Source organism: Planctomonas deserti (assembly GCF_003067705.1).
Lineage (GTDB): Bacteria > Actinomycetota > Actinomycetes > Actinomycetales > Microbacteriaceae > Planctomonas > Planctomonas deserti.
On sequence record NZ_QANL01000001.1, the window covers coordinates 828,897 to 855,849 of the forward strand.

At 71.4% G+C, this 26,953-nt stretch carries 31 protein-coding genes; 10 read left to right on the forward strand and 21 right to left on the reverse strand.

The annotated features are described in order from the left end of the window. Positions 1-41: 41 nt before the first annotated feature. From DAI20_RS03760 to DAI20_RS03825, 14 genes are all read right to left on the reverse strand, one after another. Entirely contained in the window at positions 42-329 is a 288-nt protein-coding gene (locus DAI20_RS03760; protein ID WP_108249194.1) for an HU family DNA-binding protein, read from the reverse strand. Between the two features lie 105 nt (positions 330-434). Then, positions 435-740, reverse strand: coding sequence for a 30S ribosomal protein S14 (rpsN, locus tag DAI20_RS03765; RefSeq protein ID WP_108249195.1), 306 nt, complete (start codon positions 738-740; stop codon positions 435-437). Positions 741-742: 2 nt separating this feature from the next. Then, positions 743-910 carry a 50S ribosomal protein L33 gene (rpmG, locus tag DAI20_RS03770; RefSeq protein ID WP_108249196.1) on the reverse strand — a complete coding sequence of 56 codons (168 nt, stop codon included), beginning with the start codon at positions 908-910 and terminating at the stop codon, positions 743-745. Further along, positions 910-1,146, reverse strand: a complete 237-nt coding sequence (rpmB, locus tag DAI20_RS03775; protein WP_108249197.1) for a 50S ribosomal protein L28 — start codon at positions 1,144-1,146, stop codon at positions 910-912. The genes rpmG and rpmB overlap by 1 nt, the downstream gene beginning before the upstream one ends. A gap of 132 nt (positions 1,147-1,278) precedes the next feature. Next, positions 1,279-3,021, reverse strand: a complete 1,743-nt coding sequence (locus DAI20_RS03780; RefSeq protein WP_438501979.1) for a BCCT family transporter — start codon at positions 3,019-3,021, stop codon at positions 1,279-1,281. Positions 3,022-3,533: 512 nt separating this feature from the next. Beyond that, positions 3,534-3,932, reverse strand: a complete 399-nt coding sequence (locus DAI20_RS03785; RefSeq protein ID WP_108249729.1) for a Fur family transcriptional regulator — start codon at positions 3,930-3,932, stop codon at positions 3,534-3,536. Then, on the reverse strand, positions 3,929-4,729 hold the full coding sequence (locus tag DAI20_RS03790) for a metal ABC transporter permease (protein WP_108249198.1): 801 nt from the start codon (positions 4,727-4,729) through the stop codon (positions 3,929-3,931). Before DAI20_RS03790 ends, DAI20_RS03785 begins: the two co-directional genes overlap by 4 nt. Then, positions 4,729-5,598, reverse strand: coding sequence for a metal ABC transporter permease (locus DAI20_RS03795; protein ID WP_108249199.1), 870 nt, complete (start codon positions 5,596-5,598; stop codon positions 4,729-4,731). Before DAI20_RS03795 ends, DAI20_RS03790 begins: the two co-directional genes overlap by 1 nt. Next, complete coding sequence (locus tag DAI20_RS03800) at positions 5,588-6,352, reverse strand: metal ABC transporter ATP-binding protein (protein WP_108249200.1); 765 nt, start codon at positions 6,350-6,352, stop codon at positions 5,588-5,590. Before DAI20_RS03800 ends, DAI20_RS03795 begins: the two co-directional genes overlap by 11 nt. Next, positions 6,349-7,452, reverse strand: a complete 1,104-nt coding sequence (locus DAI20_RS03805; protein WP_108249201.1) for a metal ABC transporter substrate-binding protein — start codon at positions 7,450-7,452, stop codon at positions 6,349-6,351. Before DAI20_RS03805 ends, DAI20_RS03800 begins: the two co-directional genes overlap by 4 nt. A 74-nt stretch (positions 7,453-7,526) precedes the next feature. Further along, a complete protein-coding gene (locus DAI20_RS03810; RefSeq protein ID WP_108249202.1) occupies positions 7,527-9,011 on the reverse strand; it encodes a dihydrolipoamide acetyltransferase family protein in 1,485 nt (494 codons plus the stop codon). Between the two features lie 50 nt (positions 9,012-9,061). Further along, complete coding sequence (locus DAI20_RS03815) at positions 9,062-10,027, reverse strand: alpha-ketoacid dehydrogenase subunit beta (protein ID WP_108249730.1); 966 nt, start codon at positions 10,025-10,027, stop codon at positions 9,062-9,064. A gap of 107 nt (positions 10,028-10,134) precedes the next feature. Then, positions 10,135-11,271: a thiamine pyrophosphate-dependent dehydrogenase E1 component subunit alpha gene (locus DAI20_RS03820; RefSeq protein ID WP_108249203.1), complete on the reverse strand. Its 1,137-nt coding sequence runs from the start codon at positions 11,269-11,271 to the stop codon at positions 10,135-10,137. A gap of 9 nt (positions 11,272-11,280) precedes the next feature. Further along, entirely contained in the window at positions 11,281-12,384 is a 1,104-nt protein-coding gene (locus DAI20_RS03825) for a histidinol-phosphate transaminase (protein ID WP_240605854.1), read from the reverse strand. A 75-nt stretch (positions 12,385-12,459) separates the two neighbouring features. Between DAI20_RS03825 and DAI20_RS03830 the strand changes: the two genes are divergently transcribed. Next, positions 12,460-12,861 (forward strand): phage holin family protein, encoded by a 402-nt coding sequence (locus tag DAI20_RS03830; RefSeq protein WP_108249205.1) that lies wholly within the window; start codon positions 12,460-12,462, stop codon positions 12,859-12,861. Next, positions 12,771-13,166 carry a pentapeptide repeat-containing protein gene (locus tag DAI20_RS19135; protein ID WP_438501980.1) on the forward strand — a complete coding sequence of 132 codons (396 nt, stop codon included), beginning with the start codon at positions 12,771-12,773 and terminating at the stop codon, positions 13,164-13,166. The genes DAI20_RS03830 and DAI20_RS19135 overlap by 91 nt, the downstream gene beginning before the upstream one ends. Positions 13,167-14,547: 1,381 nt before the next feature. On the opposite strand, the gene DAI20_RS03840 is transcribed toward DAI20_RS19135, so the two are convergent. Further along, positions 14,548-14,820, reverse strand: a complete 273-nt coding sequence (locus DAI20_RS03840; RefSeq protein WP_108249207.1) for a hypothetical protein — start codon at positions 14,818-14,820, stop codon at positions 14,548-14,550. A gap of 501 nt (positions 14,821-15,321) precedes the next feature. On the opposite strand from DAI20_RS03840, the gene purB reads away from it, so the two are divergent. After that, positions 15,322-16,707 carry an adenylosuccinate lyase gene (gene purB, locus DAI20_RS03845; RefSeq protein WP_108249208.1) on the forward strand — a complete coding sequence of 462 codons (1,386 nt, stop codon included), beginning with the start codon at positions 15,322-15,324 and terminating at the stop codon, positions 16,705-16,707. A 95-nt stretch (positions 16,708-16,802) separates the two neighbouring features. On the opposite strand, the gene DAI20_RS03850 is transcribed toward purB, so the two are convergent. From DAI20_RS03850 to DAI20_RS03870, 5 genes are all read right to left on the reverse strand, one after another. After that, entirely contained in the window at positions 16,803-17,081 is a 279-nt protein-coding gene (locus DAI20_RS03850; RefSeq protein WP_108249209.1) for a hypothetical protein, read from the reverse strand. A gap of 2 nt (positions 17,082-17,083) precedes the next feature. Next, positions 17,084-17,707, reverse strand: coding sequence for a hypothetical protein (locus DAI20_RS03855; protein ID WP_240605855.1), 624 nt, complete (start codon positions 17,705-17,707; stop codon positions 17,084-17,086). 153 nt (positions 17,708-17,860) lie between these two features. Beyond that, positions 17,861-18,607 (reverse strand): anti-sigma factor family protein, encoded by a 747-nt coding sequence (locus tag DAI20_RS03860; protein WP_108249211.1) that lies wholly within the window; start codon positions 18,605-18,607, stop codon positions 17,861-17,863. Further along, entirely contained in the window at positions 18,604-19,110 is a 507-nt protein-coding gene (locus tag DAI20_RS03865) for a sigma-70 family RNA polymerase sigma factor (RefSeq protein ID WP_108249212.1), read from the reverse strand. The genes DAI20_RS03860 and DAI20_RS03865 overlap by 4 nt, the downstream gene beginning before the upstream one ends. Positions 19,111-19,148: 38 nt before the next feature. Beyond that, positions 19,149-19,841 (reverse strand): YceI family protein, encoded by a 693-nt coding sequence (locus DAI20_RS03870; protein ID WP_108249213.1) that lies wholly within the window; start codon positions 19,839-19,841, stop codon positions 19,149-19,151. A gap of 244 nt (positions 19,842-20,085) precedes the next feature. Between DAI20_RS03870 and DAI20_RS03875 the strand changes: the two genes are divergently transcribed. The 5 genes from DAI20_RS03875 to DAI20_RS18400 all read left to right on the forward strand — a co-directional run bounded on the left by DAI20_RS03875 (position 20,086) and on the right by DAI20_RS18400 (position 23,970). After that, a complete protein-coding gene (locus tag DAI20_RS03875; RefSeq protein WP_108249214.1) occupies positions 20,086-20,616 on the forward strand; it encodes a COG4315 family predicted lipoprotein in 531 nt (176 codons plus the stop codon). A 122-nt stretch (positions 20,617-20,738) separates the two neighbouring features. Continuing rightward, entirely contained in the window at positions 20,739-22,058 is a 1,320-nt protein-coding gene (locus DAI20_RS03880; RefSeq protein ID WP_108249215.1) for an APC family permease, read from the forward strand. 2 nt (positions 22,059-22,060) lie between these two features. Further along, complete coding sequence (locus tag DAI20_RS03885) at positions 22,061-22,996, forward strand: NAD(P)/FAD-dependent oxidoreductase (RefSeq protein ID WP_240605856.1); 936 nt, start codon at positions 22,061-22,063, stop codon at positions 22,994-22,996. Between the two features lie 9 nt (positions 22,997-23,005). Further along, positions 23,006-23,335, forward strand: coding sequence for an NIPSNAP family protein (locus DAI20_RS03890; RefSeq protein WP_108249216.1), 330 nt, complete (start codon positions 23,006-23,008; stop codon positions 23,333-23,335). Between the two features lie 38 nt (positions 23,336-23,373). Next, the gene (locus tag DAI20_RS18400) at positions 23,374-23,970 is read left to right on the forward strand and encodes a hypothetical protein (RefSeq protein ID WP_159084902.1); all 597 of its coding nucleotides are present in this window, start codon (positions 23,374-23,376) and stop codon (positions 23,968-23,970) included. 3 nt (positions 23,971-23,973) lie between these two features. Here DAI20_RS18400 and DAI20_RS03900 read toward each other — a convergent pair whose 3' ends face one another. After that, complete coding sequence (locus DAI20_RS03900) at positions 23,974-24,339, reverse strand: winged helix-turn-helix transcriptional regulator (protein ID WP_108249218.1); 366 nt, start codon at positions 24,337-24,339, stop codon at positions 23,974-23,976. Positions 24,340-24,497: 158 nt separating this feature from the next. On the opposite strand from DAI20_RS03900, the gene DAI20_RS03905 reads away from it, so the two are divergent. Beyond that, positions 24,498-25,142: an NAD(P)-dependent oxidoreductase gene (locus DAI20_RS03905; RefSeq protein ID WP_108249219.1), complete on the forward strand. Its 645-nt coding sequence runs from the start codon at positions 24,498-24,500 to the stop codon at positions 25,140-25,142. Between the two features lie 443 nt (positions 25,143-25,585). Then, complete coding sequence (locus DAI20_RS03910; protein WP_108249732.1) at positions 25,586-26,917, forward strand: MFS transporter; 1,332 nt, start codon at positions 25,586-25,588, stop codon at positions 26,915-26,917. Positions 26,918-26,953 lie beyond the last annotated feature (36 nt).

Consider the following 26,953-nt stretch of genomic DNA (forward strand, 5'->3'; position numbering starts at 1 on the left):
GGGCGCCGATTCCGGCACCCCCCTCTTCGAAGAAAGCAGAACTACTTGACGGCAGCCTTCAGCTTGCTACCGGCCGAGATCTTGACACCCTTGCTTGCGGCGATGTCGATCGGCTCACCCGTCTGGGGGTTGCGGCCGGTGCGGGCGGCGCGTGCCGTCTGCTCGACCGTGATCCAGCCGGGGACGGTGACCTTGACGCCCTGGGCAACGTTGCTGGACAGCGTCGAGAACAGAGCGTCGAGCACGCCGTTGACGGCAGCCTGGCTCTGGCCGGACTCGGCCGCGACCGCGGCAACCAGCTCCGTGCGGTTGAGGGTGTTATCTGCCATTGGTTGTCCTCCTCGGACGAGAGAGCCGTTGAAAGGAACAGCCCTGTTGTTCTCTTGTCGAAAGCGGCCACTGAGGCCGAACGGTCGGGGTCGACCGCTCGTAACCTACCAGCTTGACTTGGTGATGCCCGGCAATTCTCCGCGGTGCGCCATGTCGCGGAAGCGCACGCGGGAGATGCCGAAGGCGCTGATGTGACCGCGGGGGCGACCGTCGACGGCGTCGCGGTTGCGCACGCGCACCGGCGAGGCGTTGCGGGGCAGCTTCTGCAGGCCGAGGCGGGCGGCCTCGCGGGACTCGTCGGTGCCGTTCGGGTCCACGAGGGCCTTCTTCAGCTCGAGACGCTTCGCGGCGTACCGCTCGACGACTACCTTGCGCTGCTCATTGCGCGCGATCTTGCTCTTCTTCGCCATGGTTAGCGCTCCTCACGGAAGTCGACGTGCTTGCGCACTACGGGGTCGTACTTCTTGAGCACGATGCGGTCGGGGTTGTTGCGACGGTTCTTGCGGGTCACGTAGGTGTACCCGGTGCCGGCCGTCGAACGGAGCTTGATGATCGGACGTACGTCCTGCTGCTTCGCCATTAGATCTTCACCCCACGCGCGAGAATGTCCTTGACCACGGACTCGATGCCGCGGGCGTCAATCACCTTGATCCCCTTGGCCGACAGCGTGAGGGTCACGTTACGACGGAGCGAGGGGACGTAGTACGTCTTCTTCTGCACGTTCGGGTCGAAGCGCCGCTTGGTGCGCCGGTGCGAGTGCGAGATGTTGTGACCGAAGCCGGGAACGGCTCCTGTCACCTGGCAGGTTGCTGCCATGGTTATCCTCCAGTACCGCAGAGCCGGATTGCTCTGCCCAAGATCTCTTGTCGGCACGCGCGGACCCACTTCACGATGGCGAGGAGTGGGATTGGCGTGCGATCCGCGAGGGAGAGGCCCTCACGGCCAACGTCATACATTACGGGGATTGATCGACGATGGCAACCCGCCGTCGACGTGCGGCTCGCCGGGCAGAGCCTCGGCGGGCTCCTCGGCGGGCGGGCGGGCGTCCACGGAGAGCTGGAAGTTGTCGCCGTGCTGCTCGACGCCCTGCACCACCGCGTCCTGCACCATCTCCACCGCGGCCTGGCGGCGCGCGATGAGCGGATCGGTGCGCAGGTCCTTGTAGAGCGCGAACGCGATGAGCAGCATGATCAGCACGAACGGCAGCGACGCGACGATCGTGAGGTTCTGCAAACCGGTCAGCGCCTCGGCGCCTCCCCCGCCGATGGCGAGCATGATGGCGGCGACCGCGCCCATGAGCACGCCCCAGAAGATGACGACGCCGCGAGCCGGCTCGATGGCGCCGCGTTGGGACAGCGTGCCCATCACGATGGAGGCGGAGTCCGCGCCCGAGACGAAGAAGATCGCGACGAGCACCATCACCAGCACCGAGCTGATGCCCGCGAGCGGGTAGTGCGCAAGGAGCTGGAACAGGGTCGCGTTCGAGTTGACCGCGCCGTCCACGGTCATCCCGCCGGAGTCGCGCTGGGCGTCGATCGCCGAGCCGCCGAAGATCGAGAACCAGATGAGGGCGACGATCGTCGGGACGAGCAGCACGCCCGTCACGAACTCGCGGATGGTGCGCCCCCGGCTGATGCGCGCGATGAACATGCCGACGAAGGGCGTCCAGGAGATCCACCACGCCCAGTAGAAGATGGTCCAGCTCGAGAGCCAGGTGCTCGTGTCCTCGCCGCCGGTGGCCGCCGTGCGGGACGCCATCTCCGCCATGTCGCCCAGATAGCCGCCGATGGTGGCGGGCAGCAGGTTCAGGATGAACAGGGTCGGCCCGACGAGGAACACAAAGGCGGCGAGCACGAGCGCGAGCACCATGTTGATGTTCGACAGCCACTGGATGCCGCGGGCGATGCCGGAGACGGCGGACGCCACGAACGCGACGGTGAGCACCGCGATGATGCCGATGAGCAGCGGCGCACCCAGCGAGTCGGACCAGCCGAGGAACTGCATGCCGGCACCGATCTGCGTCGCCCCGATGCCGAGGGACGCGGCGGAGCCGAACAGCGTCGCGAAGATCGCGAGCATGTCGATGACCTTGCCCGCCCAGCCCTCGCTCTTGCGGCCGAAGATCGGCCAGAAAAGGGAGGAGAACAGCTGGCGGCGCCCCTTGCGGTAGGTGCCGTAGGCGATGGCGATGCCGACGACCGCGTAGATGGCCCAGGGGTGCAGGCCCCAGTGGAACAGCGACGTCGCCATCGCCGTGCGCACGGCCTCCTGGCTCTCCGCCGCGGTGGTGCCGGGCGGCGGGGAGATGAAGAAGCTGAGCGGCTCGGCCGAGCCGAAGAACATGAGGCCGATGCCCATGCCGGCGCTGAACATCATCGCGATCCAGGACACCGTGCGGAACTGCGGCTCCTCCTCGTCCGCGCCGAGCTTGATGCGCCCGTACTTGCTGGCGGCGAGCCAGATAACGAAGACCACGAAGAAGCTGGCGGCGAGCACGAAGAGCCACCCGGTGTTCTCGATGACCCAGCCCTCGGCGGTCGACGAGACCGCACCGAGGCTCGGGGTGCTGACGAACCCCCAGATCACGAAGCCGACGGCGAGGGCGGCCGTGACGCCGAACACCGCGCGGTCGAGGCGCGGATGCTCGGGCGCGTACAGCTTCACGGAGCCGGCCTTGCGGGCCTGGAGCAGGCGGTGGCCGGAGTGGTCCGGTCGGCGCCTGCGTGGCGAGGCGGGGGCTTCAGGGCGTTTGGCGGCGCCGGGGAGGCGGTCACGCAAGGGGTGACGATGGCGGACGTTCAGGTGGTTCTGGGGCACAGCGGGAGCACTTCTTCCGTGACGATGGTGCGGCGGATCCGTGCAGTGCACGACCCGCCGATTCAGTAAAAAGCAACCCTCAAGGGTACCCGAGCATCCGGAAGGGCCTTCCACGCGCGTTCTGTGCGCCCCCTTGACCAGAGGATGCTCGCGCTCGGCGAGTTCCGCGCCCCCCTTGCGCGGCACGCCTTCTTGGTCCTTGAGCCCGTCGAAGGGACGCAACCCACACGGTCCCTGTGCCTGCCGAGGGGACGCAACCGGCACGGTCCCTGAGCCCGTCGAAGGGACGTGACGGACGCGGCTTACGTCGCTTCGACAAGCTCAGCGACCGAGAGGAGCTCACCGACCGGGGAGAGCTCAGCGACCCGGTGCGGGGCCCGCGGGCACTACTGCTCGGCGGCGGCCCGGGAGCAGGCGGCGCAGAGGCCGAAGACGTCGACGATGTGCTGGGGCTGCGTGAAGCCGTTCGCCGCGGCGACCGAGGTCGCCCAGGTCTCGACCGCGTCGGCCTCGATCTCGACGGTCAGGCCGCAATTGCGGCAGATGAGGTGGTGGTGGTGCCCGCCGCTCGTGCAGGCGCGGTAGAGCGCCTCGCCCTCCATCGACTGCAGGGAGTCCGCCTCGCCGCCGTCGGTGAGGTCCGACAGCGCCCGGTACACCGTGGCGAGCCCGATCGGCGAGCCGCCGTCGCGGAGCGTCGAGTGCAGGCTCTGCGCGCTGACGAAGCCGTCCGCGGTGACCAACGCCTCCCGCACGGCCTCGCGCTGCCACGTGTTCCTCTTCATCGCACCCACCGTAAGCCCTCTCGCCGGGTGAGAGCCGAGGCCAGCACGAAGATCGCGGCGGCGGTGAGCGCGATGGTCGCGCCCGCGCTCACGGCGAGCGCCCGGGACAGCAGCAGACCGCCGACGGCCGCGACGGCGCCCACGACGGGAGCGAGCACGAACAGCTGCGTCGAGGTGCGGACGACCAGGCGTGCCGCGGCCGCGGGGGCGGCGATCAGAGCGATGGCGAGGATCGATCCCACGGCGGGCATGGCCACGACGACGGTCGCGGTGATCAGCCCGAGGGTCAGCAGCTCGATGGGCCACTCCCGGTACCCGGCGGCGCGGAAGCCCGTGGAGTCGAAGGTCGAGAACACGATCTCCTTGCCCGCGAGCAGGAGCGTCGCGACGACGGCGACGAGCACTCCCCCGGCGAGGGCGATGTCGCCGACGGAGACGGTGAGGATGGAGCCGACGAGGAACGTGTCGACGTGGATGGGCAACGACGGGTTGAGCCCCTGCAGGAGAGCGCCGAGCGCGAAGCCGGCGGTCAGCACCAGCCCGGAGGCCACGGAGCCGCCCTGGCCGCGGACGCGGCCGAGCAGGGTCATGACGCCGACGAGGAGCACGGCGGCGACGGCCGCGCCGAGCAGCACGTTCACGCCGAGGAGCGCCGCCGCGACGCCGCCGGGGAAGGTGGCGTGGGTGAGCGCCTGGGTGAAGAACGTGCGCCTGCGCAGCACGACGAGGCTGCCCACCAGGCCGCTCAGCGAGCCGATGAGCAACGCCGCCAGCAGCGCCCGCTCGAAGTAGCCCATCAGGCGGCTACCGTTCCCCGCCGCCCGCGCAGGGCGCGCAGGGCGAGGGCGATGAGGTAGCCGACCACGAGGGCGGCGACGACGGTGGCACCGCTCGGCAGGCTGACGCCCGTGCTCACGGATGCGGCGAAGCTCGCGGACAGCCCGAGCCACGCCGCGAGGGCGGCCGTCGCGGCAGCGATCGGGAACAGGAGGATGAGCCGGCCGGTGAGCAGCCGGGCGATGGCGGCGGGGACGATCAGCACGGCGAGCACGAGGAGGTTGCCCACGGCACTCGACGCGGCGACCACGACGAGAGCGATGGCCACGTTGAGCACGAGGTCGAGGACGATCGGGCGGTAGCCCGCCGCGGCACTCCCGGTGGGGTCGAACGCGCGGAACACCTGCTCCTTGAGCGTCGCGAGCACGAGCGCGAGCGCGAGCACCGCGATCACGAGGGTCTGCGTCACCTCGCCCGCCGTGATGGTGAGGATGCGCCCGAAGAGCAGCGACTCCAGCTGCCCGCTGTAGTCGGACTGCCGGGACACCGCGAGCACGCCGATGCTGAACATGCCGGTCAGCACGATGGCGACCCCGGAGTCCGAGGCAACGGCCGCCCGGACCGCGACGGTCAGCAGCACGGCACCCACCACCGCGGCGACGACGGCGCCGACGAACAGGCCCGGCGTGCCGCCCAGCGCGAAGCCGATGGCGATCCCCGGGAAGACGGCGTGCACCAGGCCGTCGGTGGTGAACTCCAGGCCGCGCAGGTTCACGAGCACTCCGACGACGCCGGCCGCCACGGCGAGGACGAGCATCACGGCGAGCGCGCGGCCCATGAAGGGCAGCGCGAACGGGGCGAACAGCAGGTCGAACGGATCAGTGCCCATCGTGCCCCGGCGTGACGAACGTGTGCTGGTCCAGCTCGACCTGCACCTCCCGGAAGGTGCGCTGCACGTTCTCGAGGGTGAGCACGGCGTCCCGGTCGCCGAATGCGACCTGGCTGCCGTTGAGCAGCAGGACCCGGTCGCAGACGAGCCGCGCGAGCTCGAGATCGTGGGTCGAGACGAGGATCGCCACGCCGCGCTCCTTCAGAGCCTGAAGCGTCTCGATGAGGGCGTCGCGGTTGGTCTGGTCGAGGCCGTTGAAGGGCTCGTCGAGGAGCAGGAGGCGGGGGTTCGCGGCGATCGCGCGTGCGAGGAGGCCGCGCTGCTGCTGCCCGCCGCTCAGCGTGCCGAACCGGGCGCGGGCGCGCGAGGCGAGCCCGACGGTCTCGAGCGCGGTCGCCACGGCGGCGCGGTCGGCGCGTCGGGGTCCGCGCAGCCAGCCCATGGATCGGTACCGGCCCATGAGCACGACCTGCTCGAGCGAGACGGGGAACTCGGGGTCGAGGTCGTCCGCCTGCGGCAGGTAGCCGAGGCTGGAGCGGTCCGCCTGTGCGCGCGGCCGGTCGAGGATGTCCATCGTTCCGGCGAGCAGGGGCACCAGCCCGAGCACGCCTTTCAGCAACGTCGACTTCCCCGCGCCGTTCGGTCCGATGAGCGCCACCGCCTGCCCCGGTTCGACGTCGATGTCGACGCCGACCAGCGCCGGCGCGTGGCCGTAGCCGAACGCGCCGCCGCTGATCCGCAGGGCTGAGCTCACACCGCCTCGCTCACGGCGGCGGGAAGGTCGGGGGGCGTCGCGCCCCAGGACTCGACGAGCACGCGCACGTTGTGCACCTGGGATCCGACGTAGGTCGCGCCGTCGCTGCCGTCCGGCCCGAGGGAGTCGCCGTACAGCGCGTCGTCGCCGTCGTACACGGCGACGTCGGCCTCCTCGGCGATCGTGGCCGCGGCGCGCGGCGAGATGGAGGTCTCGGAGAACACCGCACGGGTGCCGGTGGCGCGGATGGCCGCCACGAGCTCGTCGATCTCGGCCGCGCTCGGCTCCGCGTTGTCGTCGAAACCGGGGAGCACGGATCCGACGTAGGTGATGCCGTAGCGCTCGACGAAGTAGCCGAAGGCGTCGTGGTTGGTCACCAGGAGGCGCTGCTCTGCGGGAACGGCATCGATGGCCGCCGCGCTCCACTCGTCCAGAGCCGTCAGGGTCGCGGTGTACCGCTCGGCGTTCTCGGCGATGGCGTCGGCGTCCGCCGCGGACGCACGCTCGAGGCCCTCCGCGATGGTGGCGACCATGGTCGCGGCGTTGCGCGGGTCGGTCCACACGTGGGGGTTGCCTGCCGCGTGGGCGTGCTCGTCCTCGTGCCCGGTCTCGGCCGTCTCGCCCGCGTGCTCGGCGTGCTCCTCCGCGGTCTCCCCCTCGTGCCCGGCCTCCTCGCCCGCGTGGTCGGCGTGCTCCTCGGCCGTCTCCCCCTCGTGGCCCGCCTCGTCAGCGGACAGCTCGATGCCCTCCGTCGCGACGATGGCCTCGCCGTCGAACCCGGAGGCCTCCACGGCGTCGTCCAGCCACTCCTCGAGGCCGGAGCCGCTCGACACGAGCACGTTCGCCTCACCCATGGCGAGCAGGTCGGCCGGCGTCGGCTCGAACGAGTGCGCGCTCTGGTTCGGCTGGATGAGCTGGGTCACGGTGGCGTCGTCGCCGACGAGAGCTCGCGTGAAGTCCGCGACCTGCGTCGTGGTGGCGACGACCCGGATCCCCGCGTCGGCCGGCTGCTCCCCCGCGGCCGGCTGGGTTCCGGCGCAGCCCGCCAGGGCGAGCAGGGCGGCGGCGGACAGGGCGAGGGCGGCGAAGGGGGATTTCACGCGCTCAACCTACGCGCAGTTGAGAATGATTGTCAAAATCAGCCGCTCGGTGTATGCGGTGCGATTCGCGGCCGTCAGTCGAGGAGCAGGGCGGGCTCCTCGAGCACGCTCGCCACGTCCGCCACGAACCGGCTCGCCACGTCGCCGTCCACGACCCGGTGGTCGAAGCTCGCGCCGACGGTCGTGACGAATCGCGGCCGCACCTCGCCGTCCACCACCCACGGCTTCTGCTTGATGGTGCCGAGCGCCACGATGGCGACCTCGCCCGGGTTCAGGATCGGCGTGCCCGTGTCCATGCCGAAGACGCCGATGTTGGTGAGCGTGATGGTGCCGTTCGCCATCTCGGCCGGGCTGGTCCTGCCGTCGCGCGCCGTGATGGTGAGCTGCTCGAGCGCCTGCGCGAGCTGCAGGAGCGACATCGACTGCGCCTCCTTGACGTTCGGCACGATGAGGCCGCGGGGCGTCGCGGCGGCGACGCCGAGGTTCACGTAGTGCCGCACGACGATCTCGGAGTCGCTCCAGGAGGAGTTGACGGTCGGGTTGCGCCGCACGGCCCAGATCATGGCCTTCGCCATGATGAGCAGCGGCGACACCTTGACGCCCGCGAAGTCCGTCGAGGTCTTCAGCCGCTTGACGAACTCCATCGTGCGGGTGGCGTCGACGTCCACGAACACGCTGACGTGCGGGGCGGAGAACTTGCTCGACACCATCGCCTGCGCGATGGCCTTGCGCACGCCCTTCACGGGGATGCGCTCCTCGCGCTCGGGCGACCACTCGGGCGTCTCGAGGTTCTTGAACACGCTCGCCTGCGACGCGTGGCGCACGACGTCGTCGCGGGTGATCTCGCCGAGCAGGCCGGTGGCGGTGACGGTCGCGAGGTCGACCGCGAGGTCCTTGGCGAGCTTGCGCACGGGCGGCTTCGCAATGATCGGGCCGACGGACTGGGCGAGCGGCACGGAGCGTGGCGTCGGCTGTCCCGCTCGGGGCGCGGTCGGCGCTGCGGGCGCGGGCCGCGTCGTCGGAGCGGCCGCACCGGCGGTGTCACTTCGGCGCCTGCGGGTCGCGGGGGCGCCGCTCCTGGTGCCGTAGCCCACGAGCACGGCCTGGGGCTTCTCGTCCGCCTCTCGGGAGACGCTCGCGGCGGCATCGGCTGCGGCGTCCTCCGCCTCGGTGGGGGCGGCCGGGGCGGGCTGCTCGTGGGGCACGCCCGCGACCACCGGGCCCGTCGCTGCCGAGGAGCCGGGGACCGCCATGGTGGCCTCGAGCGGCATGGCCGCCTGGGCGGGCGTCGCGAGCGGGGCCTCGACCCCGACGCGCGACTCCGACGAGATGGAGATGATCGGCGTTCCGACGTCGACCGTGTCACCCTCCTGCACGAGCAGCCCGGACACGGTGCCGGAGTACGGGGACGGCAGCTCGACGAGCGACTTCGCCGTCTCGATCTCCACGATGACCTGGTTGACGCTCACGGCGTCGCCGGGACCGACCTTCCACGACACGATCTCCGCCTCGGTCAGGCCCTCCCCGACGTCCGGGAGGTTGAACTGTGAATCGGTCATGGCAACTCCGGATGCTGTCGCGGTGGGGTTCGGGAAGGCGGGCGCCCTCGTCAGTAGGCGAGGGAGCGGTCGATCGCGTCGAGCACGCGGTCGGCGTCGGGGAGGTAGAGCGACTCGACCTTCGCGGGCGGGAAGGGCGCGTCGAATCCGGACACCCGCAGCACGGGCGCCTGGAGGGAGTAGAACGCCCGCTCGGTGACAGTCGCGGCGATCTCGGAGCCCACGCTCACGAAACCGGGGGCTTCCTGGGCCACCACGAGCCGGCCGGTCTTGTGCACGGACTCGAGGATCGGGCCGTAGTCGATGGGCGACAGCGACCGCAGGTCGATGACCTCGACGCTCGTGCCCTCCTGGGCGGCGATCTCGGCGGCCTGCAGGAGCATCGTCACCATGGCGCCGTGGCCCACGAGGGTGACCTCGGTGCCCGCGCGGGCCACGCGGCTCGCGTGCAGCGGCACGGGGTTGCCCGCGAGGCTCACCTCGCCCTTGGGCCAGTAGCGCGCCTTCGGCTCGAAGAACATCACCGGGTCGTCGCTCGCGATGGCCTCCTGGATCATCCAGTAGGCATCGTTCGGGGTGCTCGGGCTGACCACGCGGAGGCCGGCGGTGTGCGCGAAGTACGCCTCGGGGCTCTCCTGGTGGTGCTCGATGGCGCCGATGTGCCCGCCGTACGGCACGCGGATGACCACCGGCATGCTCACCGAGCCCTCGTGCCGGTTGGTGATCTTCGCGAGCTGGCTCGTGATCTGGTCGAAGCCGGGGTAGATGAACCCGTCGAACTGGATCTCGCACACCGGGCGGTAGCCGCGCATGGCGAGGCCGATGGCCGTGCCGATGATGCCGGACTCGGCGAGGGGCGTGTCGATGACGCGCTGCTCGCCGAACTCCTTCTGCAGCCCCTCGGTCACCCGGAAGACGCCGCCGAGCTTGCCGATGTCCTCGCCCATCAGCAGCACGCGGTCGTCGTCCTGCAGCGCCCTGCGGAGGCCCGCGTTCAGCGCGCGGCCGAGCGGCATGGTCTGGATGGAGTCGGCCGCCAGCTGTGCGGCATCCGCGTCGTGCGCCGCCTGTGTCGCCTGGCCGGTCGGCGCTGCCTCGCCGGTCTGTGCCGTCTGGATGTCGGTCATGCCCGCTCCCCCTCCACCGACGCCGACGCATCGTCGAAAGACGCCTCGTACTGCGCCAGCCACTCCCTCTGCTCCTCGATCACCGGGTGCGGCTCGGAGTAGACGTGGTCGAAGATCTTGCCCACGGGCGGGGTGCCGAGGGTCAGGGTACGGCGGCGGATGTCGGCGGCGAGGTCGGCCGCCTCCTCGCGCACGTCGCCGAAGAACGCGTCGTCGGCGCCGAGTCCGCGGAGGTAGGTCTCGAGCCGCAGGACCGGGTCGCGCTCGACCCAGGAGGCGAGCTCGTCGTCGGTGCGGTACTTGGTCGGGTCGTCGCTCGTGGTGTGCGCGCCGATGCGGTAGGTCAGGGCCTCGATGAAGCCGGGGCCGCGCCCGCTGCGCGCGTCGTCGAGGTACTTGGCCGTGACGGCGTAGCTCGCGAACACGTCGTTGCCGTCGATCTGCGTGCTGGGGATGCCGAATCCGCGGGGCCGCAGGTACAGCGGGACCCGGGACTGCGTGCTGACGGGCACCGAGATCGCCCAGTGGTTGTTCTGCAGGAAGAACACCTGCGGGGTCTGGAAGCTCGCCGCGAAGACCAGGGCCTCGCTGACGTCGCCCTGGCTCGTCGCGCCGTCGCCGAAGTAGACCATGACGGCGGTGTCGGTGTCGGGGTCCCCGGTGCCGACGGCGCCGTCGAACTTCACGCCCATGGCGTAGCCGGTGGCGTGCAGGGCCTGCGACCCGATCACGAGCGTGTAGAGGTGGAAGTTCGTCTCCTGCGGGTTCCAGCCGCCGTGCGTCGTGCCGCGCATCAGCTCGATGATGCCGAGCAGGTCGATGCCGCGGATCAGCCCGACGGCGTGCTCCCGGTAGGAGGGGAAGATGTGGTCCTGGGGACGGGACGCCCGGGCGGAGCCCACCTGTGCGCCCTCCTGGCCGGTGCTCGGCGGCCACAGGCCCATCTGGCCCTGGCGCTGCAGGTGCGTCGCCTCGGCGTCGAAGGCCCGGACCTGCGCCATGTCGGCGTAGAACTGCCGGTAGTCGGCCTCGGTGAGCTTCTCGAAGTAGGGCAGGAACTGCTCGGCGGAGGGGGTGGGCTCCAGCCTGCCCTCCGCGGAGAGCAGGGACACCGTCGTTTCGGATTCCGCCATTCGACTAACCTACCGGCGCCCCTCAGTGGTCCTCGTGAGGTTGCGGACAATGTCCTCCGATGCCTTTAGGAGTTTGTCGACAGACTCCTCCTCCCCGATGCTGACCCGGATGCCCTCCGGTGGGAAGGCGCGCACGACGACGCCGTGCTCGGCGAACACCTCTGCGGCCCGTGCCGTCGCCTCGCCCGTGGGCAGCCAGACGAAGTTGCCGTGCGCCTCCGGGACGGCCCAGCCCTGGTCGAGAAGCGCCTCGCGCACCCGGTCGCGGAGCAGCACGATGCGGTCGACGCGCTCGAGGAGCTCGGGCTCGCGGTCGAGCGAGGCGAGCGCCGCCTCGACCGCGACCGCCGTGACCGAGAGCGGGATCGCGGTCGACCGCGCCGCGTCGAGCACGCGGACCGGGCCGAGCGCGTAGCCGACCCGCAGCCCGGCGAGGCCGTACGCCTTGGAGAACGTGCGCAGCACCACGAGATTCGGGTACCGCGCGAGCAGCGGAACCCCGTTGACGGCCGCGGGGTCGCGCACGAACTCCGTGTACGCCTCGTCGAGGAGCACGAGGACGTCGGACGGGACGCGCTGCATGAGGTCGGCGAATTCGGCTGCGGTCACGATGGTGCCGGTCGGGTTGTTGGGGGTGCAGACCAGAACCACCCGGGTGCGCGGGGTCACGGCGGCGGCGAGCCCGGCGACGTCGAGGCTGCCGTCCGGCAGGTTCGGCACCCGCACGCCGGTCGCACCCGCGACCGTGACGAGCCCGGGGTACGCCTCGAAGGACCGCCACGGGTACACGACCTCGTCGCCCGCTCCCGCGGCGGCCTGGATGAACTGCGCGAGCAGCGACACCGATCCCGCCCCGACGTGCACCTCATCCGGCGTGACGCCGTAGCGCGCGGCGAGCGCCTCCCTGAGTGCGCCGGCCGTGGCGTCGGGGTAGCGGTTGATCGAGCGCACGCCGGCGATCGCCTCGAGCACGCCGGGCAGCGGCTCGAACGGGTTCTCGTTGGAGGAGAGCTTGTAGCTGTCATCGGATGCCGGGTTGCCCTGCCGGTACGCAGGGAGAGCGACGATCTCGGGCCGGAGGCGGACGGGTGGCTTGTCGTCGTGGGCACTCACGGCACCAGAGTCTATGCGGCGGGTGGGGCGCGGCTCCCGTGGTGGCGGGGGGAGGAGCGATGCCATAGTGGGCATATGCCGAAATTCCTGATCTCGACGGTCACGAACGCCATCGCGCTGTGGCTGACCACGCTGATCGTCGCCGGCACGCACGTCACCCCGTACGAGGAGGGCAACCCCCTCGCCGTCGTGCTCACGTACCTGCTGCTCGGCCTGCTGTTCGGCATCGTCAATGGCGTCATCGGCACGGCGATCAAGATCGTCGCGTTCCCGCTGTACCTCCTGACGCTCGGGCTCATCGCGCTCATCGTGAACGGGCTGCTGTTCCTCCTCGTCGCCTGGATCTCGGGCCTGCTCGGCTTCGGGCTGTCCGTCGACGGCTTCTGGTGGGGTGTGCTCGGGGCCCTGCTGATGGCGCTGTTCAGCTGGGTCATCGGCCTTGTCCTGCGCCCGCTCGCCCGCCGCGACCGGGACTGACCGAGTCCGCCTCCGTTCCCGACGCGACCGGGTTCCCCGGCGCCGGAGAGCTCTCCGGTGCAAGGTTCTCGGGTGCGGAGTTCTTTGGTGAGAACTTCTCCGGGGTGAGGTTCTCCGGCGTGAGCTTCTCCGGCGGCGCCGACGCGGTCCAGTCTGGCGTCAGCGGCGCGTCCGGTATGCGGTCCGCCCGCCAGAGCGACACCGTTCCCTGCTCGCGCTCGCCGAGGAAGCCCGTGAGCGTCGCCCGGAAGTCGCGGATCCGCTCCTCCTCGGAGTCGTCAAGCAGCGCAGCGGTCTCGGCGTAGCGGTCGAACCCGTGGGCCGCGAACAGCGTCGTGCCACCCTCGGCGAGCTCGGCCGCGACGGAGCGCCGGACCACGACCGCGTTCCCGCCGTCCTCCGCGGCGAGACCGTGACCGCCGAGCGCCGCGAGCACGTCCTCGCTGTGCTCGACCGACACCGCGGCGACGCCGTCGGGGACCCGGATCTGGCCGACCGGTGACCCCAGGGTGAGCACCCCGTCGACGGGGAATGTGCCCCGGTCCGCCACCTCCCGTGCCACGATCCCGCCGAGCGAGTAGCCGGCGAGCACGACGCGGTCGTCCGGGCCGACGCCCGCCTCCCGCATCGCCTGCTCGGTGGCGCGCACGGCGCCCGCGTCGGCGCCCGTCACCGTGCCGATGTCCGAGGTGACGTCCCACGGGTCGGCCGACGAGCGCGGCGACGCGTCCGCCGTGCCCGCGACGTAGACGACGAAGCGCCTGCCCTCGTCGCCGTCGCCGTACTGCTCGATCCGGATCTGCGCGCCCTCGGGTGCCGACCGCGGCACCCGCGCCGCGAGATCGGCGTACCCGCGTGGCGCGGCGACGGCTGCGGGGGTCGCGTGTGCGCCCGCGCGACCATCCGTCGCCACCGCCCCGACACCACTCGCGGTCGCGGTCGCGGTAGCCGTCGCCGTGCTCACCGGCCCTCCTGCCGCGGGTGCATCCGGCCCGTCCACAGGCAGGGGCACCCGGCGCACCGCCACCCAAGTCTCCCGCAGCAGCCCCGCCGCGCCGGCGGCGCCCGTGACCACCGCGCCCGCCAGAGGAAGGCCGACGTCGAGGCCCTCCTCGCCGAGCAGGTGGCGCGCCGCGGGCGGGGCGAGCACGACGCCGAGCCCGAAGTCGTCGACCGACGACACCGCGGTGCGGGTGAGCGATGCGACGAGGGCGTTGTTCACGACGGCGGGGTTGTCGCGCAGCCAGTCGCCGGCACCGCCGACCACGGCCCGCCCCTGCGGGGTCCCGATCGTCACGGCGCCCACGGCGAGCGCGAGGGCGACCGCCGGCCCGTGGGTGAGCACGATCCCGGGCAGCAGCATGCCCGCCCAGTAGGCAACCGCCTCCCCCGACGTCCTCTGCACGAGCGCGAGCGTCCGCTCGAGGGCGCCGTATCGCTCGGCGGAGAGACGCAACGCCCGCGCGAGACTCCCGCTCTCCTGGAGGGCGTCCGCGATGGCGCCGCGGGCCCAGGTCAGGTGGTTGGTGACCCTCGGGTCCACCTCCTCGACCAGCGGCCAGGACGCCAGGCGGTCCCGGCAGATCTCGAGCCCGTCCCGGACGTGCTCGAGATCCTGGGCGTGCTCGAGCAGTTCCTCGGTCGCCACGGCCGTCGAGCCGCCGCCGGAGACGACAAGGTCGTCGCTCACGCCTGCCTCTCCCGCCGGGCGAGGGCCGTGCCCGTCGCCGCGAGCGCGCCCTGCAGCTCGGCGGCGGCGCTCTCCAGGAGGTCCTCGACGCGCGTCAGCCGTTCGAGGTAGCGCCGCTGGGCACGCGACCGCCAGTACACCATGCCGCCGGTCGGCAGCACCCGCCGCAGCACGGACATCCGGGCCACGAGCCCGCCGAGCTCCTCGCGCTGGCGCCGCAGCAGCGCGGTCTCGTACTCCGTGCGGGCATCCACTACACCGTCGACCATCGCCGATCCTTTCGACCAGCCCATGGTGGCCGCAGCCCGCGCTCCGGCCGCCCGGCACCGGCAGGATGTGGGCCGCACCCTCGGCGGGGCGCGCTGTGCGGGAGCGGCCGGGCCCGCCGGTACTGGCGGGACCTGGGCTGCCGGGAGCCAAGACCTCAGTTGGCCACCGCCCTCCGGCCACCCTCTGCGCAATTCAGCAAATCTCCCTCGACACGCCGTGTCCGGGCGTCGACACGCCGAGCCTCGACCGGGATCTGCTGAGTTGCGTTCCTGACCGACGCCGATCTGCTGAATTACGGATCTGCTGAATTGCGTTCCTGCATGATCCCGGTGCGCATAGGACCGCATCAGGTCCGGACCCCTCGGGGCCGCACCCGAAAACCCCGAATCGACGCATCGCGAGGGGTTCGGCGGACTTGTTGAGAGAATTGTGCCCGCGTGCGCCCTCCCCTTCCGGCAGATCGAGCCGGAGCTGCGCCCGCGCGAGTAGGAGATCCCCGCATGACGTCCCTTCCTCCCCAGGTGCTCAGCCCGCTCGACGGGCGCTACTACCCCGCCGTGAGCGACCTCGGCGAGTACCTCTCGGAGGCCGGGCTGAACCGGGCGCGCGTGCAGGTGGAGGTCGAGTGGCTCCTCTACCTCACCGACCACTCGATGTTCGGGTCCGCACCGCTGTCCGCGGATCAGTCGGCCGCGCTGCGTGCCGTCGTCACCGACTTCGGCCAGGCCGAGATTGACGAGCTGGCCGCGCTCGAGGCCACCACCCGCCACGACGTGAAGGCCGTCGAGTACCTCGTGCGTCGCCGCCTCGACTCGCTCGGGCTCTCCGGCATCGCGGAGCTCACGCACTTCGCGTGCACGAGCGAGGACATCAACAACCTCTCCTACGCCATCGTCATCGAGTCGGCGGTCCGCGAGGTGTGGCTTCCCCGCGCACGCGCCGTACTCGACGCGCTGCGCACGCGGGCGGTCGAGTACCGGGCCGACGCGATGCTCTCCCGCACCCACGGCCAGCCCGCGACCCCCACGACGCTCGGCAAGGAGCTCGCCGTCTTCGTCTACCGCGTCGAGCGCCTGCTCGCCGAGGTCGAGGACGTCGAGTACCTGGGCAAGTTCAGCGGGGCCACCGGTACCTTCGCCGCCCACGTCGCCGCGGACTCGTCCGTCGACTGGCCCGCCGTGTCACGCGAGTTCGTGACGTCCCTGGGCCTCACCTGGAATCCCCTGACCACGCAGATCGAGCCGCACGACTGGCAGGCCCAGCTCTACGGCCGCATCGCCCACGTGAACCGCGTGCTGCACAACCTCTGCACGGACGTCTGGACCTACATCTCGCTCGGCTACTTCCGGCAGATCCCGCAGGCCGGCGCCACCGGCTCGTCCACGATGCCGCACAAGATCAACCCGATCCGCTTCGAGAACGCGGAGGCGAACCTCGAGCTGTCGAACGCCCTGCTCGACTCGCTCGCCGCGACGCTCGTGACCTCGCGACTGCAGCGCGACCTCACCGACTCCACGACGCAGCGCAACGTCGGCGTCGCGCTCGGCCACTCCGTGCTCGCGCTCGACAACATCCGTCGCGGGCTCGGCGAACTCGACGTGGACCGCGCCCTGCTGGCCACGGACCTCGACGGCAACTGGGAGATCCTCGGCGAGGCCATCCAGACCGTCATCCGGGCGGAGATCGTGGCCGGCCGCAGCTCGATCGCGGACCCGTACGCGGTGCTGAAGGAGCTCACCCGCGGCAAGCGGATCAGCGGCGAGGACCTGCGCGAGTTCGTGGCCGGCCTGGACATCGGCGACGACGCGAAGCAGCGCCTCCTCGCGCTCACCCCGGCGGGATACGCCGGGCTCGCGAGCGACCTCGTCGCGCACATCGAGCTCTAGCGGAGACGCGCCGCCACCCCTGAGGTGCCCGAATCGGTCCCGTTTTCGCCGGAAGGGGGACCGATTCCGGCACCTCACGGGAGGGCGAAGCGGGGTCAGACCCCGTGGCCGCGGCCGGTCCCGTCGTGGCCCGGGCCCTCGTGACGGTTCTGCTCCTCGATGTCCCCGAGCTCCGTGCGGTTCGGCTTCGTGGCGAGCGTGAGCATGGCGAGGCCGACGAGAGATCCGATGAAGGCGATGCCGAGCGCGATGCCCCCGTACTCGAGATTGCGGGTGCTCAGCAGCACGATGACGCCCGCGAACAGCGCGAGCACGAACGACAGGCCGACAAGTTCGAGGGGACGGAGCCGATCGCGGCGGCTGGGTGAATCCATGGTCACTTCTCTCCTCTTGCGGCGGCCGCCTCGGCCGGGGCCCACTTCAGGGACAGCGCCGCGATGATCAGGTAGACGCCGAGCAGGGCGCCGTACGCTCCGAGCAGCCCGACGCCGAGCACGGATGCGGTCACGGCGCCGTCCACGCCGTCCGCCGCGGTGAAGGCCTCCGCGTAGTCCGGGGGCACGAGCAGGAACACGAGCGCGAGCAGGGCGGTGGCGGCGCCGACGGTCAGCCAGTCCTTCGCGGCCGCGACCCTGCCGCGGCTCCGCAGGCCGGCGTAGAGCTCGAGGAAGCCGGTGACCGCCGCCCACACGCTCACGAGGTACAGGTAGAACAGGAGCCCCGCGGACGAGCCGATCAGGGCCGCGAGGCCGACGACGACGGAGACCGCCCCGTGCACGAGGAACAGCGATCGCAGCCGGCGGTCCGTCAGGCTTGCGGCCGTGAGGGCCGCGGTGACGAGGCCCGAGAGCAGCGCGAACGCGCCGAACACCGTGAGTCCGAACTGGGGCGAGTGGCCTGCCGTGAACGTGGTGACCGCCGCGAGAGCGAGGGCCAGGACGGCCCGGGCGAGTGGAACCCGCCAGTAGTTCACCCCGGGCGCGACGATGCCAGACGACACGGCACGACCTCTTCTCATTGCGTGCCCCAAGCCTACCGGCTGGTCCCTGAGCGCCAGGACGAGCCCCGAACCGAGCCCCAAGACCCCACCACCTCACACACGGCAGAACCCTGAGCGGCAGAACGAGCTCTGGGCTCCCCAGCCGATCCCGGGTCAGAGCTCGGCGCGCACCAGCGGAGCGTCGGAGTCGGCCGAGCGGATCTCGATGCTGCGGATCTCCGGCGTCGGCACGCTGGTCGACGCGGCCAGCCCACCGGCCCGCGGCCCCGTCGCCCGCCAGGACGCCACGACCCTCTCCGCGCCGGACGCATCCGTCACGACGAGGTCGTAGGAGGGCTGGTACCTGCTGTCCCAGGACTCGGCGTCGCCGTACTGGCAGGTCCAGTCGAACCGCGTGCCCCAGGCCTTCTCGGTCACCGAGAGGTCGGCTGTCATCACGGCGTCGCCGACGGGCTGCATGGCGATCACCGGCGCCGGAAGCGCCGACCCGGCGGGAGTGCTTGTTGCGGCGGGCCCGGCGCTGTCGGCACCCGGCGAGAGGGACGTGCCGAAGACGAAGCCACCGGCCAGCAGCGCGGCGGCGAGCGCTCCAACGCCCGCCACCGCGCGCCGGCGCGCGCGCCTCCTCGATACGGTTGCACCCGCTGCGAGCCGCTGCACGATTCCGGGCTCGTGCGGACGGTCTCGCAGGGTGTCGTCGTCGAAGGCGGGCGCCAGGGTGAGCGCCTCCTCCGTCGGCAACCGACCGAGGATGCCCGGCATGCCGGCGAGCTCGGCGACCGCGGCTGCGCAGTGCGGACACTCGGCGATGTGGCGCTCGAATGTCCGTCGCTGCTCGCCGCTCAGGCCGCCGAGCACGTAAGCGGCGTCCCAGTCGCGGAACGGATCCGTTGCTGTCACTGGGTCACACCTCTCTCCTGCAGTGCCAGGCGCATCGCGCGAAGTGCGTAATGCAGCCGTGACTTCACCGTGCCCTCGGGCACGTCCTCTCGCCGGGCGATCTCCGCGACGGTCTGGCCTAGGTAGTAGGCGCTGACCACCGCCGTCCGGTGTTCCACGGACAGCGAGGCGAGCGCGTCCGCGATGAGCCAGGCGTCGAGCACCGGCCCCGTCATGTCCTCCCCGACCGACTCGGGCAGTCGGTCGGTCGGGAACTCATGGGTGTGCCGCGCGCTGCGGCGATCGTCGATCACGAGGTTCCGTGCCACCGTGAACAGCCACGCCCGGGCGGCCTCGTCGCTCTGCTCGAGGATGGCCGGGCGGCGCCACGCTCGCAGCAGCGCCTCCTGCACGACGTCCTGCGCGAGCCCATGGTCACGGGTGAGCCGAAGGACGTAGCGGAAGAGCGCAGGACCGTGCGCGTCGTGCAGCGCCCGGAGCAGCTCCGCCTGATCGTCCGACATCTCACCCGTCCCGTGGCCCGATCGACTCGTACCCGCGGTCAGTCCTGCTCGACGTTGAGCAGGAACTCGACGAAGCCCTCATCCTCGACCTCGACGAAGCCGAGGCTCGGCGCCTCGACGCCGTAGTCCTCGAAGGTGATGGGGATGCTGCCGCTCACCTGACCGCCGGTCGATGTGAGCACAGCCTCGAGCTCCGCCGTCACCTCCCGGGTCACCCCGTGGAGGGTGAGCTCACCCGTCGCCTCGAACTCCTGGGGCTCGCCCGCGACCGGTTCCTCGGCCGTCACCGGCTCGGTGAGCGTGAATGTGGCCTCCGGGAACTTCGACACCTCCAGCGCGACGTCGCGGAAGTAGATGTCGCGCGGCGGCTCCGTCGTGGCGATGCTCGCGACGTCCACGGTGACGGTCGCCTGGGTGAGGGTCAGGCCGTCCGCGGTCAGCGAGCCGGTGACCTCCTCCGTGCGGCCCGTGACGGTGACGTCATTGCCCTGCAACACCTCGTTCACGCGATAGCCCGCGTACGAGCCCTCGACGACGGACCAGGTGCCGGACAGCTTCTCCAGGTCGACGGCGGTCTGCGCGCCGGGAGCGACCCGGTCGAGCGAGGGCGGCGCATCCACGACGCTGGCTGCATAAGTCGCGTAGAGCCCGGGCCCGAACGTCAGGGCGGCCCCGCCGAGCACGACGGCGCCTGCCCCGATCCCGATCAGGATCTTCGATTTCTTCCTCACGACGCCTCCTCGGCTCCTACCGCCTCTACCGGGTGCAACGAGACAGGCGGGGTCGAGGTTCATCGTCCAGGGAAAAAACCTCGCTGTCGATTCGGGTGGCCGGCCGAGCGGGCTCCGAGCGCCCTCGGCGGGTGAGCAATCGACAGTTTTTCCGCACCCGGTGTGAACGATCCGGCCCGCCGCCTCGTTCTTCCCGGTACGGACCCGCTGACCGCGAGCCCTCCCCACTGAAGAAGAAGGAATCATGAACAGCTCACTGCGGATCCCTCTGGCCGGCGCGGCCATCGTGGTCCTCGCCCTGGCCGGCTGCGCAACGTCCTCCGGCTCGACCGCACCCGAACCCTCGGCGTCGGAGTCGGAGTCCGCCGCCCCGGAGCCGACGGAGTCGGAGACGCCCGCGGCGGCGATGGCCGAACTCACGACCGCGGACAGCCCGCTCGGCGAGATCATCGTCGACGCGGACGGGATGACCGCCTACTACTTCGACAAGGACGTGCCCGACTCCGGATCGAGCTCGTGCTCGGGCGACTGCGCCGTCGCCTGGCCCTCGATCACGAGCGAGACAACGACGCCGGTCGTCGACGAGGGGATCACCGCCTCCGTCGGCACGATCACCGGCGTGGCCGGGGAGACGCAGATCACGGTGAACGGCCTTCCGGTCTATCTGTTCCAGAAGGACGCCGCCCCCGGCGATGTCAACGGCCAGGGCGTCGGCGACGTGTGGTGGGTCATCACCCCTGACGGCACGAAGATCACGGATCCGCTGCCCCAGTAACGGCCGAGCGAAGTCGCTCGACCAGGCATACGGTCGTAGGGGCGCAGGCGGGTGGATCCTCGGGATCCGCCCGCCCTCCCGCCGCGTCGCCAGCCGGGCGACGGCATCGACCGGAAGGCACCATGACGACCACCGAGGAGAAGCGCCCCGCTCTGCGCCGCGCCATCACCGGCCCCCTGCTCTACTTCTTCATCCTCGGCGACGTGCTCGGCGCCGGCGTGTACGCCCTCATCGGCGTGATCGCCGGGGAGGTCGGCGGCGCGGTGTGGGCTCCCATGCTGCTCGCGCTCGGGATGGCCCTGCTCACCGCGTCCTCGTACGCGGAGCTCGTGACGAAATACCCCAAGGCGGGCGGCGCAGCGGTGTTCGCGGAGCGGGCCTTCAAGCGGCCGATCGTGTCCTTCCTCGTCGGCTTCTCGATGCTCGCCGCGGGGCTCACGAGCGCTGCGGCTCTCGCCCTCGCGTTCGGCGGCGACTACCTCGGCACCTTCATCGACGTGCCGGCGCCCCTCGCCGCGGTGGTGTTCCTCGCGCTCGTTGCGCTGGTGAACGCCCGGGGCATCAGGGAGTCGATGGGCGCCAACACGGTCATGACCATCATCGAGACCTCGGGACTCGTGATCGTGATCGTGCTCGTCGCCATCCTGCTCGGCGGCGGGGGCGGAGAGCCCGCTCGCGTGCTCGAGTTCGAGCCGGACGTGAACCCCCTGGTCGCCACGTTCGGCGCGGCCATCATCGCCTTCTACTCGTTCGTGGGCTTCGAGGTCTCCGCCAACGTCGCGGAGGAGATGAAGAACCCCGCGAAGATCTACCCCCGGGCGCTCTTCGCCGCCCTCAGCACGGCGGCCTTCGTCTACCTGCTGATCGGCATCGCGTCCACCATCACGCTCCCGCCCGCGCAGCTCGGCGAGTCGAGCGCGCCGCTGCTCGACGTCGTGCGGGCGACGGGCGTGGGACTGCCCCCGCAGGTGTTCAGCGCGATCGCCCTCGTCGCGGTGGCCAACGGCGCCCTGCTCGCGATGATCATGGCCAGCCGCCTGACCTACGGCATGGCCGACAGCGGACTCCTGCCCGGCGTGTTCACCCGCGTGCTGCCCGGCCGACGCACCCCCTGGGTCGCCATCGTGACGACCACCGCGGTCGCCATGCTGCTCACCCTGAGCGGCGGCGTCGAGGTGCTCGCGGAGACCGTCGTGCTCCTGCTGCTGTTCGTGTTCCTCAGCGTCAACGTCGCCGTCCTCGTGCTGCGCAAGGACCACGTCGAGCACGAGCACTTCCGCACCCCGAGGGTTCTGCCGTACCTGGCCATCGTGTCCTGCCTCGTACTGCTCAGCCAGCAGAGCGGCGAGGTGTGGCTGCGCGGTCTGATCCTCATCGCGGTCGGCGTCGCGCTGTACGGGATCGCCGCCCTCGCTCGATCCAAGCGGACCCCGCGAGGCTGACGGTGTACGACGTCGTCGTGATCGGCGGCGGCGGCGCGGGGCTCAGCGCGGCGCTCACTCTCGCCCGCTCACGGCGGACGGTGCTCGTCGTCGACGACGGCAGCCCGAGGAACGCCGCGGCCGAGGGCATCCACGGCCTCCTGACCCGCGACGGCATGGACCCGGTCGAGTTCGTCCGCGTCGCCCGCGCGGAGATCGAGTCGTACGGGACGACCTTCCGCGAGGGACGGGCGGAGGGGGTGTCCGGGAACCGGGAGTACGGCTTTTCGGTGACCCTCGACGACGGCGACCGGGTCGAGGCGCGCAGGCTGATCGTGGCGACCGGACTGCTCGACGAGCTGCCCGAGATCGCGGGTGTCGCCGCGCGCTGGGGAAGGGACGTGCTGCACTGTCCGTACTGTCACGGCTGGGAGACGCGGGAGCGGGCCCTCGCGGTCATCGCCACCGCGCCCGCCGCGTGGCATCAGGCGCTGCTGCTGCGTTCCTGGAGCGATGACGTGACCCTGCTGCTCAACGACGCGTTCGAGCCGACCGAGGAGCAGTGGGACCTGCTCACGGCCCGCGGCGTCCGGGTCGTGCGGGGCGGCGTCGCCTCGGTTCAGGTCTCGGACGACGCACTGAGCGGTGTGCTGCTCGACGACGGCCGGTCGGTGCCCTGCCGGGCCGCCTTCCTCGGTCCACGGGTCCGAGCACGCTCCGAGCTCCTGGCGGACATCGGCGTGACGACCGCCAGCCATCCGGACGGGCTGTTCGAGCACATCGAGTCCGAGGGCGCGGGCGAGACCTCCGTACCCGGCATCTGGGTGGCCGGCAACATCACGGACATCACCGCGCTGGTCGTCACCGCCATGGCGGACGGCAGCCGGGCCGCCATCGCGGTGGACACCGACCTGATGCTCGCGGACGCACAGGCCGCGGCCCGGCGCGCTCGTGAGTAGCGTTGCACGGTGAGCAACAGGGTCTTCGAGCTACGCACCTACCACACGCCCCCCGGCGCCCTCCCCGCCCTCGAGGCGCGGTTCCGGGAGCACACCACGGCGCTGTTCGAGCGGCACGGGCTGGAGATCGTCGCGTTCTTCACCCCCGCCGACCAGGCGAACACTCTCGTATACCTGCTCGCGTTCGAGAGCCGCGAGGCGGCGGACACGGCATGGACCGCGTTCCGGGCCGACCCCGAGTGGGTGGCGGCCAAGGCGGCGTCCGAGGCCGACGGTCCCATCGTCGAGCGCATCGAGTCGGTGTTCCTGCACCCCACGGACTACTCGCCGCTGCGCTGACGACGGGATCGACGCCTCCCGCTCTCTAAGCTCGGGGCGTGGGGAAAAAGTCATTCGCATCCGTCGTCCTGTCCGCTCTCGCCCTGGTGACCGTCACCGGGTGCAGCCCGACCACTCCGGAGCCGACCGTGACTCCGACGCGTTCGGCGTCGGCCGAGCCGAGCCCGACCGCCGGCTCGACAGCCGAACCGACCGACGAGACCGCGACCCCGGGCGCGCCGTCGGCGTCGCCCTCGGGGGCGCCATCGTCGGCACCGACGCCGGGTGAGCCTTCGGCCTCCACCCCCGCGCCGACGTCCTCCGACGGTGGGGCGGAGGCGGAAGCACCGGGTACGCCGCTGACCGCTCAGGAGGTCTACCTCGCCTGCCAGCGCGAGGGATGGCAGGCCGCGGCGAGTTCGCCGGAGGAGTTGAGCTGGACGCCCTTCGAGTCCGCGTACGTCGTGCAGGCGGGGGACGCCTGGCGGGCGTACATCGAATACGTGCGGACCCCGTCGGACGGGAGCGCGGTGTTCGAGGGCGCTGTGTCGTGCGTGTTCCGGGGCAGCGTGGAGAACCCGGTCGCGGAGCGGGTCGGCGCCGGGCTCCGCGACGACCCCACCAGTGAGGCGTACTGGGCACCCGAGGGCGAGTAGCTCCTACACCGCGGCGTCGTGCGCGGCGCGTGACCGCAACACGTCGGCCATGTGGGCGGACGCCCACTCCTCGAGGGCGTTCAGGGGCTCCTGCAGCGTGCGTCCGGTCTCGGTGAGCTCGTATTCAACGCGCGGCGGGATCTGCGGGAACACCGTCCGCGTCACGAGACCGTCGCGCTCGAGCCCCCGCAGCGTCTGGGTCAGCATCTTCTGCGAGACGCCGTCGACCCGCGTCGCGAGCTGCCCGAAGCGCAGCGGCCCCGACGCCAGGGCGCCGACGACGAGCACGGTCCAGCGGTCGCCGATCCGGTCGAGCATCGCGCGCGTCGGGCAGTCGCGGTTGTACGGATCCCATTCCGGTTCCGGCATATGAAGCTCCTTCGCGCATCCCCTGGGGGCCGAGGCGGCCCGATCGACGGTTACCCGGAAGTGCCTACTATCCAATCGGTACCGACTCTCCTACGGTAACTGAGGGTGCTCGAAGCGGGAACCCTGGAAAAATCGACACAACAGCGAAGGACAACGCCATGGCAAGGATCACTGTTCTCGGCGGCACCGGGTATGCCGGCCACCACATCGTGACGGAGGCTGCGGCGCGCGGCCACGAGGTGACCTCCTACAGCAGGTCCGAGCCCACCGAGAAGGTGGACGGCGTCACCTACGTGGCCGCTTCGGTCCTCGACGAGAACGTGCTCGCGGAGGCGGTGGCGGGAGCCGATGTGGTCTTCGAGACCATCTCGCCGCGGGGGGAGATGGCGGACGAGCTGGAGGGCGTGGTGGCCCGCCTGATCGCGCTGGCCGCGGATGCGGGAGTGCGACTCGGCGTCCTCGGCGGGGCAGGATCCCTGCGGGTGGCGCCGGAGGGTCCGCGGCTGGTCGACACCGGCGTCATGCCGGAGGAGATCCTGCCGGAGGTCCACACGGGGATCGCCCTCCTCGAGGCGCTGCAGAAGGTGCCGGCCGAGCTGTCCTGGTTCTACGTGAGCCCCGCGGGCGGCTTCGGCGCCTACGCGCCGGGTGAGCGCACGGGGCAGTACCGGGTGGGCAAGGACGTGCTCCTCGTCGACGACAGCGGCGAGTCCCGGCTGTCCGGGCAGGACCTCGCCGTCGCGGTCGTCGACGAGATCGAGCATCCCGCGCATCACCGCGAGCGCTTCCACGTCGCCTACTGATTGGCGTTCCGTCGTCGGCCGACGGCAGGAATCCGAGGGTGGGGCGTTTCAGTCCGGGGTTAGTGTTCCCGGATGACCGAACGCACCGTCACCGATCCGGGCGGCCCCGTCGCCGGACTCCGCGGTTCCGACACTTCTCTCGTCCGTGGCTGAGCCGGTGTCCCCTTTTTTGGGGACCGCTCCGGTCCCCCAAAGTGCGGACACAGTCGGTACGGTTGTGTCAACGCCGGAGAGACCCCGATACGGCGCACAGGACCGGACCAGTCGCCTCCCCCGCGGCACCGGTTCCGGAGCGTTCGACGCAACCCCGATCAGTCGTCGCGCTCCCGCCGGCCCAGCCTCATCTTTCCCCCGAGTGAGGCTGGGCCGCCCTTCTCTTCCCGCCCGCTCCGGCGGACTCCCCCCGTCACCGGCCGCTTCCTCGAGGAACGGTGGGAGTGGTCATGCTCGTTGACGAGGCGGGCACCGGGAGCCGGCGCGGCCCCGCGACGCGACGACGCCGGGTCCATCCCGCGTGGGGCATAGCCGCCATCGCGTTCCTCGCGCTCGTGAGCGCCGCCGGCTTCCGTGCCGCTCCGGGTGCCCTGATGGTCCCGCTCGAGGACGAGTTCGGCTGGTCCGTGAGCGTCATGTCGCTCGCCGTGAGCGTGAACCTGGTGCTCTTCGGCCTCACCGCGCCTTTCGCCGCCGCGCTCATGGAGCGTTTCGGGCTGCGCGCGGTGACGTCCGCCGGTCTCACGCTCGTCGGCCTCGGCGCCGGGCTCACGGTCTTCGCCACCGCGTCCTGGCAGTTGCTCGTCACCTGGGGTCTCCTGATCGGACTGGGCACCGGCAGCATGGCGCTGGTCTTCGCGGCCACGGTTGCCGAGCGCTGGTTCGTGCGCCATCGCGGTCTGGTCATGGGCATCCTCACCGCGGGCAGCGCTACCGGGCAGCTGGTGTTCCTTCCCATCGTCGCCGCGCTGGCCGAATCGTCCGGATGGCGGGTCGCCTCGCTCGTGATCGCGGGCACCGCTCTGGCCGTCGTACCGCTCGTGCTCCTGTTCCTGCGGAACAACCCGCGTGACGTGGGGCTCGCGCCGTACGGTGCCCCCGCCGACTGGGTCGCCCCGGCGAGGCCCGTCGGTGGCGCGTCGCGACGCGCGCTGACCGCGCTGCGGCGGGCGTCCCGGGTGCCCGCGTTCTGGGCGCTCGTCGCCGCGTTCGCGATCTGCGGCGCCACCACGAACGGCCTCGTCGGCATCCACTTCATCCCGTCCGCGCACGATCACGGCATGCCGGTCACGGTCGCGGCCGGGCTGCTGGCCGTCGTCGGCATCTTCGACATCGTGGGCACGGTGGCGTCGGGCTACCTCACCGATCGGGTGGACCCGCGCATCCTGCTTGTCGCCTACTACGCGTTCCGGGGCGTCGGGCTCGCCCTCCTGCCGATGCTGCTGTCGGACGCCGTGCACCCCAGCATGGTGCTGTTCATCGTCGTGTACGGCCTGGACTGGGTGGCGACCGTGCCACCCACCGTCGCCCTCTGCCGCCAGATCTTCGGGTCGGACGCCACGGTCGTGTTCGGCTGGGTCTTCGCCGCACACCAGCTCGGCGCGGCCGCCGCCGCGTCCGGCGGAGGGATCGTCCGCGACCTGACCGGCGCCTACACCTACGCCTGGCTGGGCGGGGCGGCGCTGTGCGCTGTCGCGGCGGCGCTCTCCTGGGCGGTGCGGCGGCGCCCCGCCGCGCCCGCGACGACCGCCGCCGTCGCGGACACGCGCGAGATGAGCTAGCGCCGTCCGGCGCAACTCCGCCCGCGCCGGCGGGAA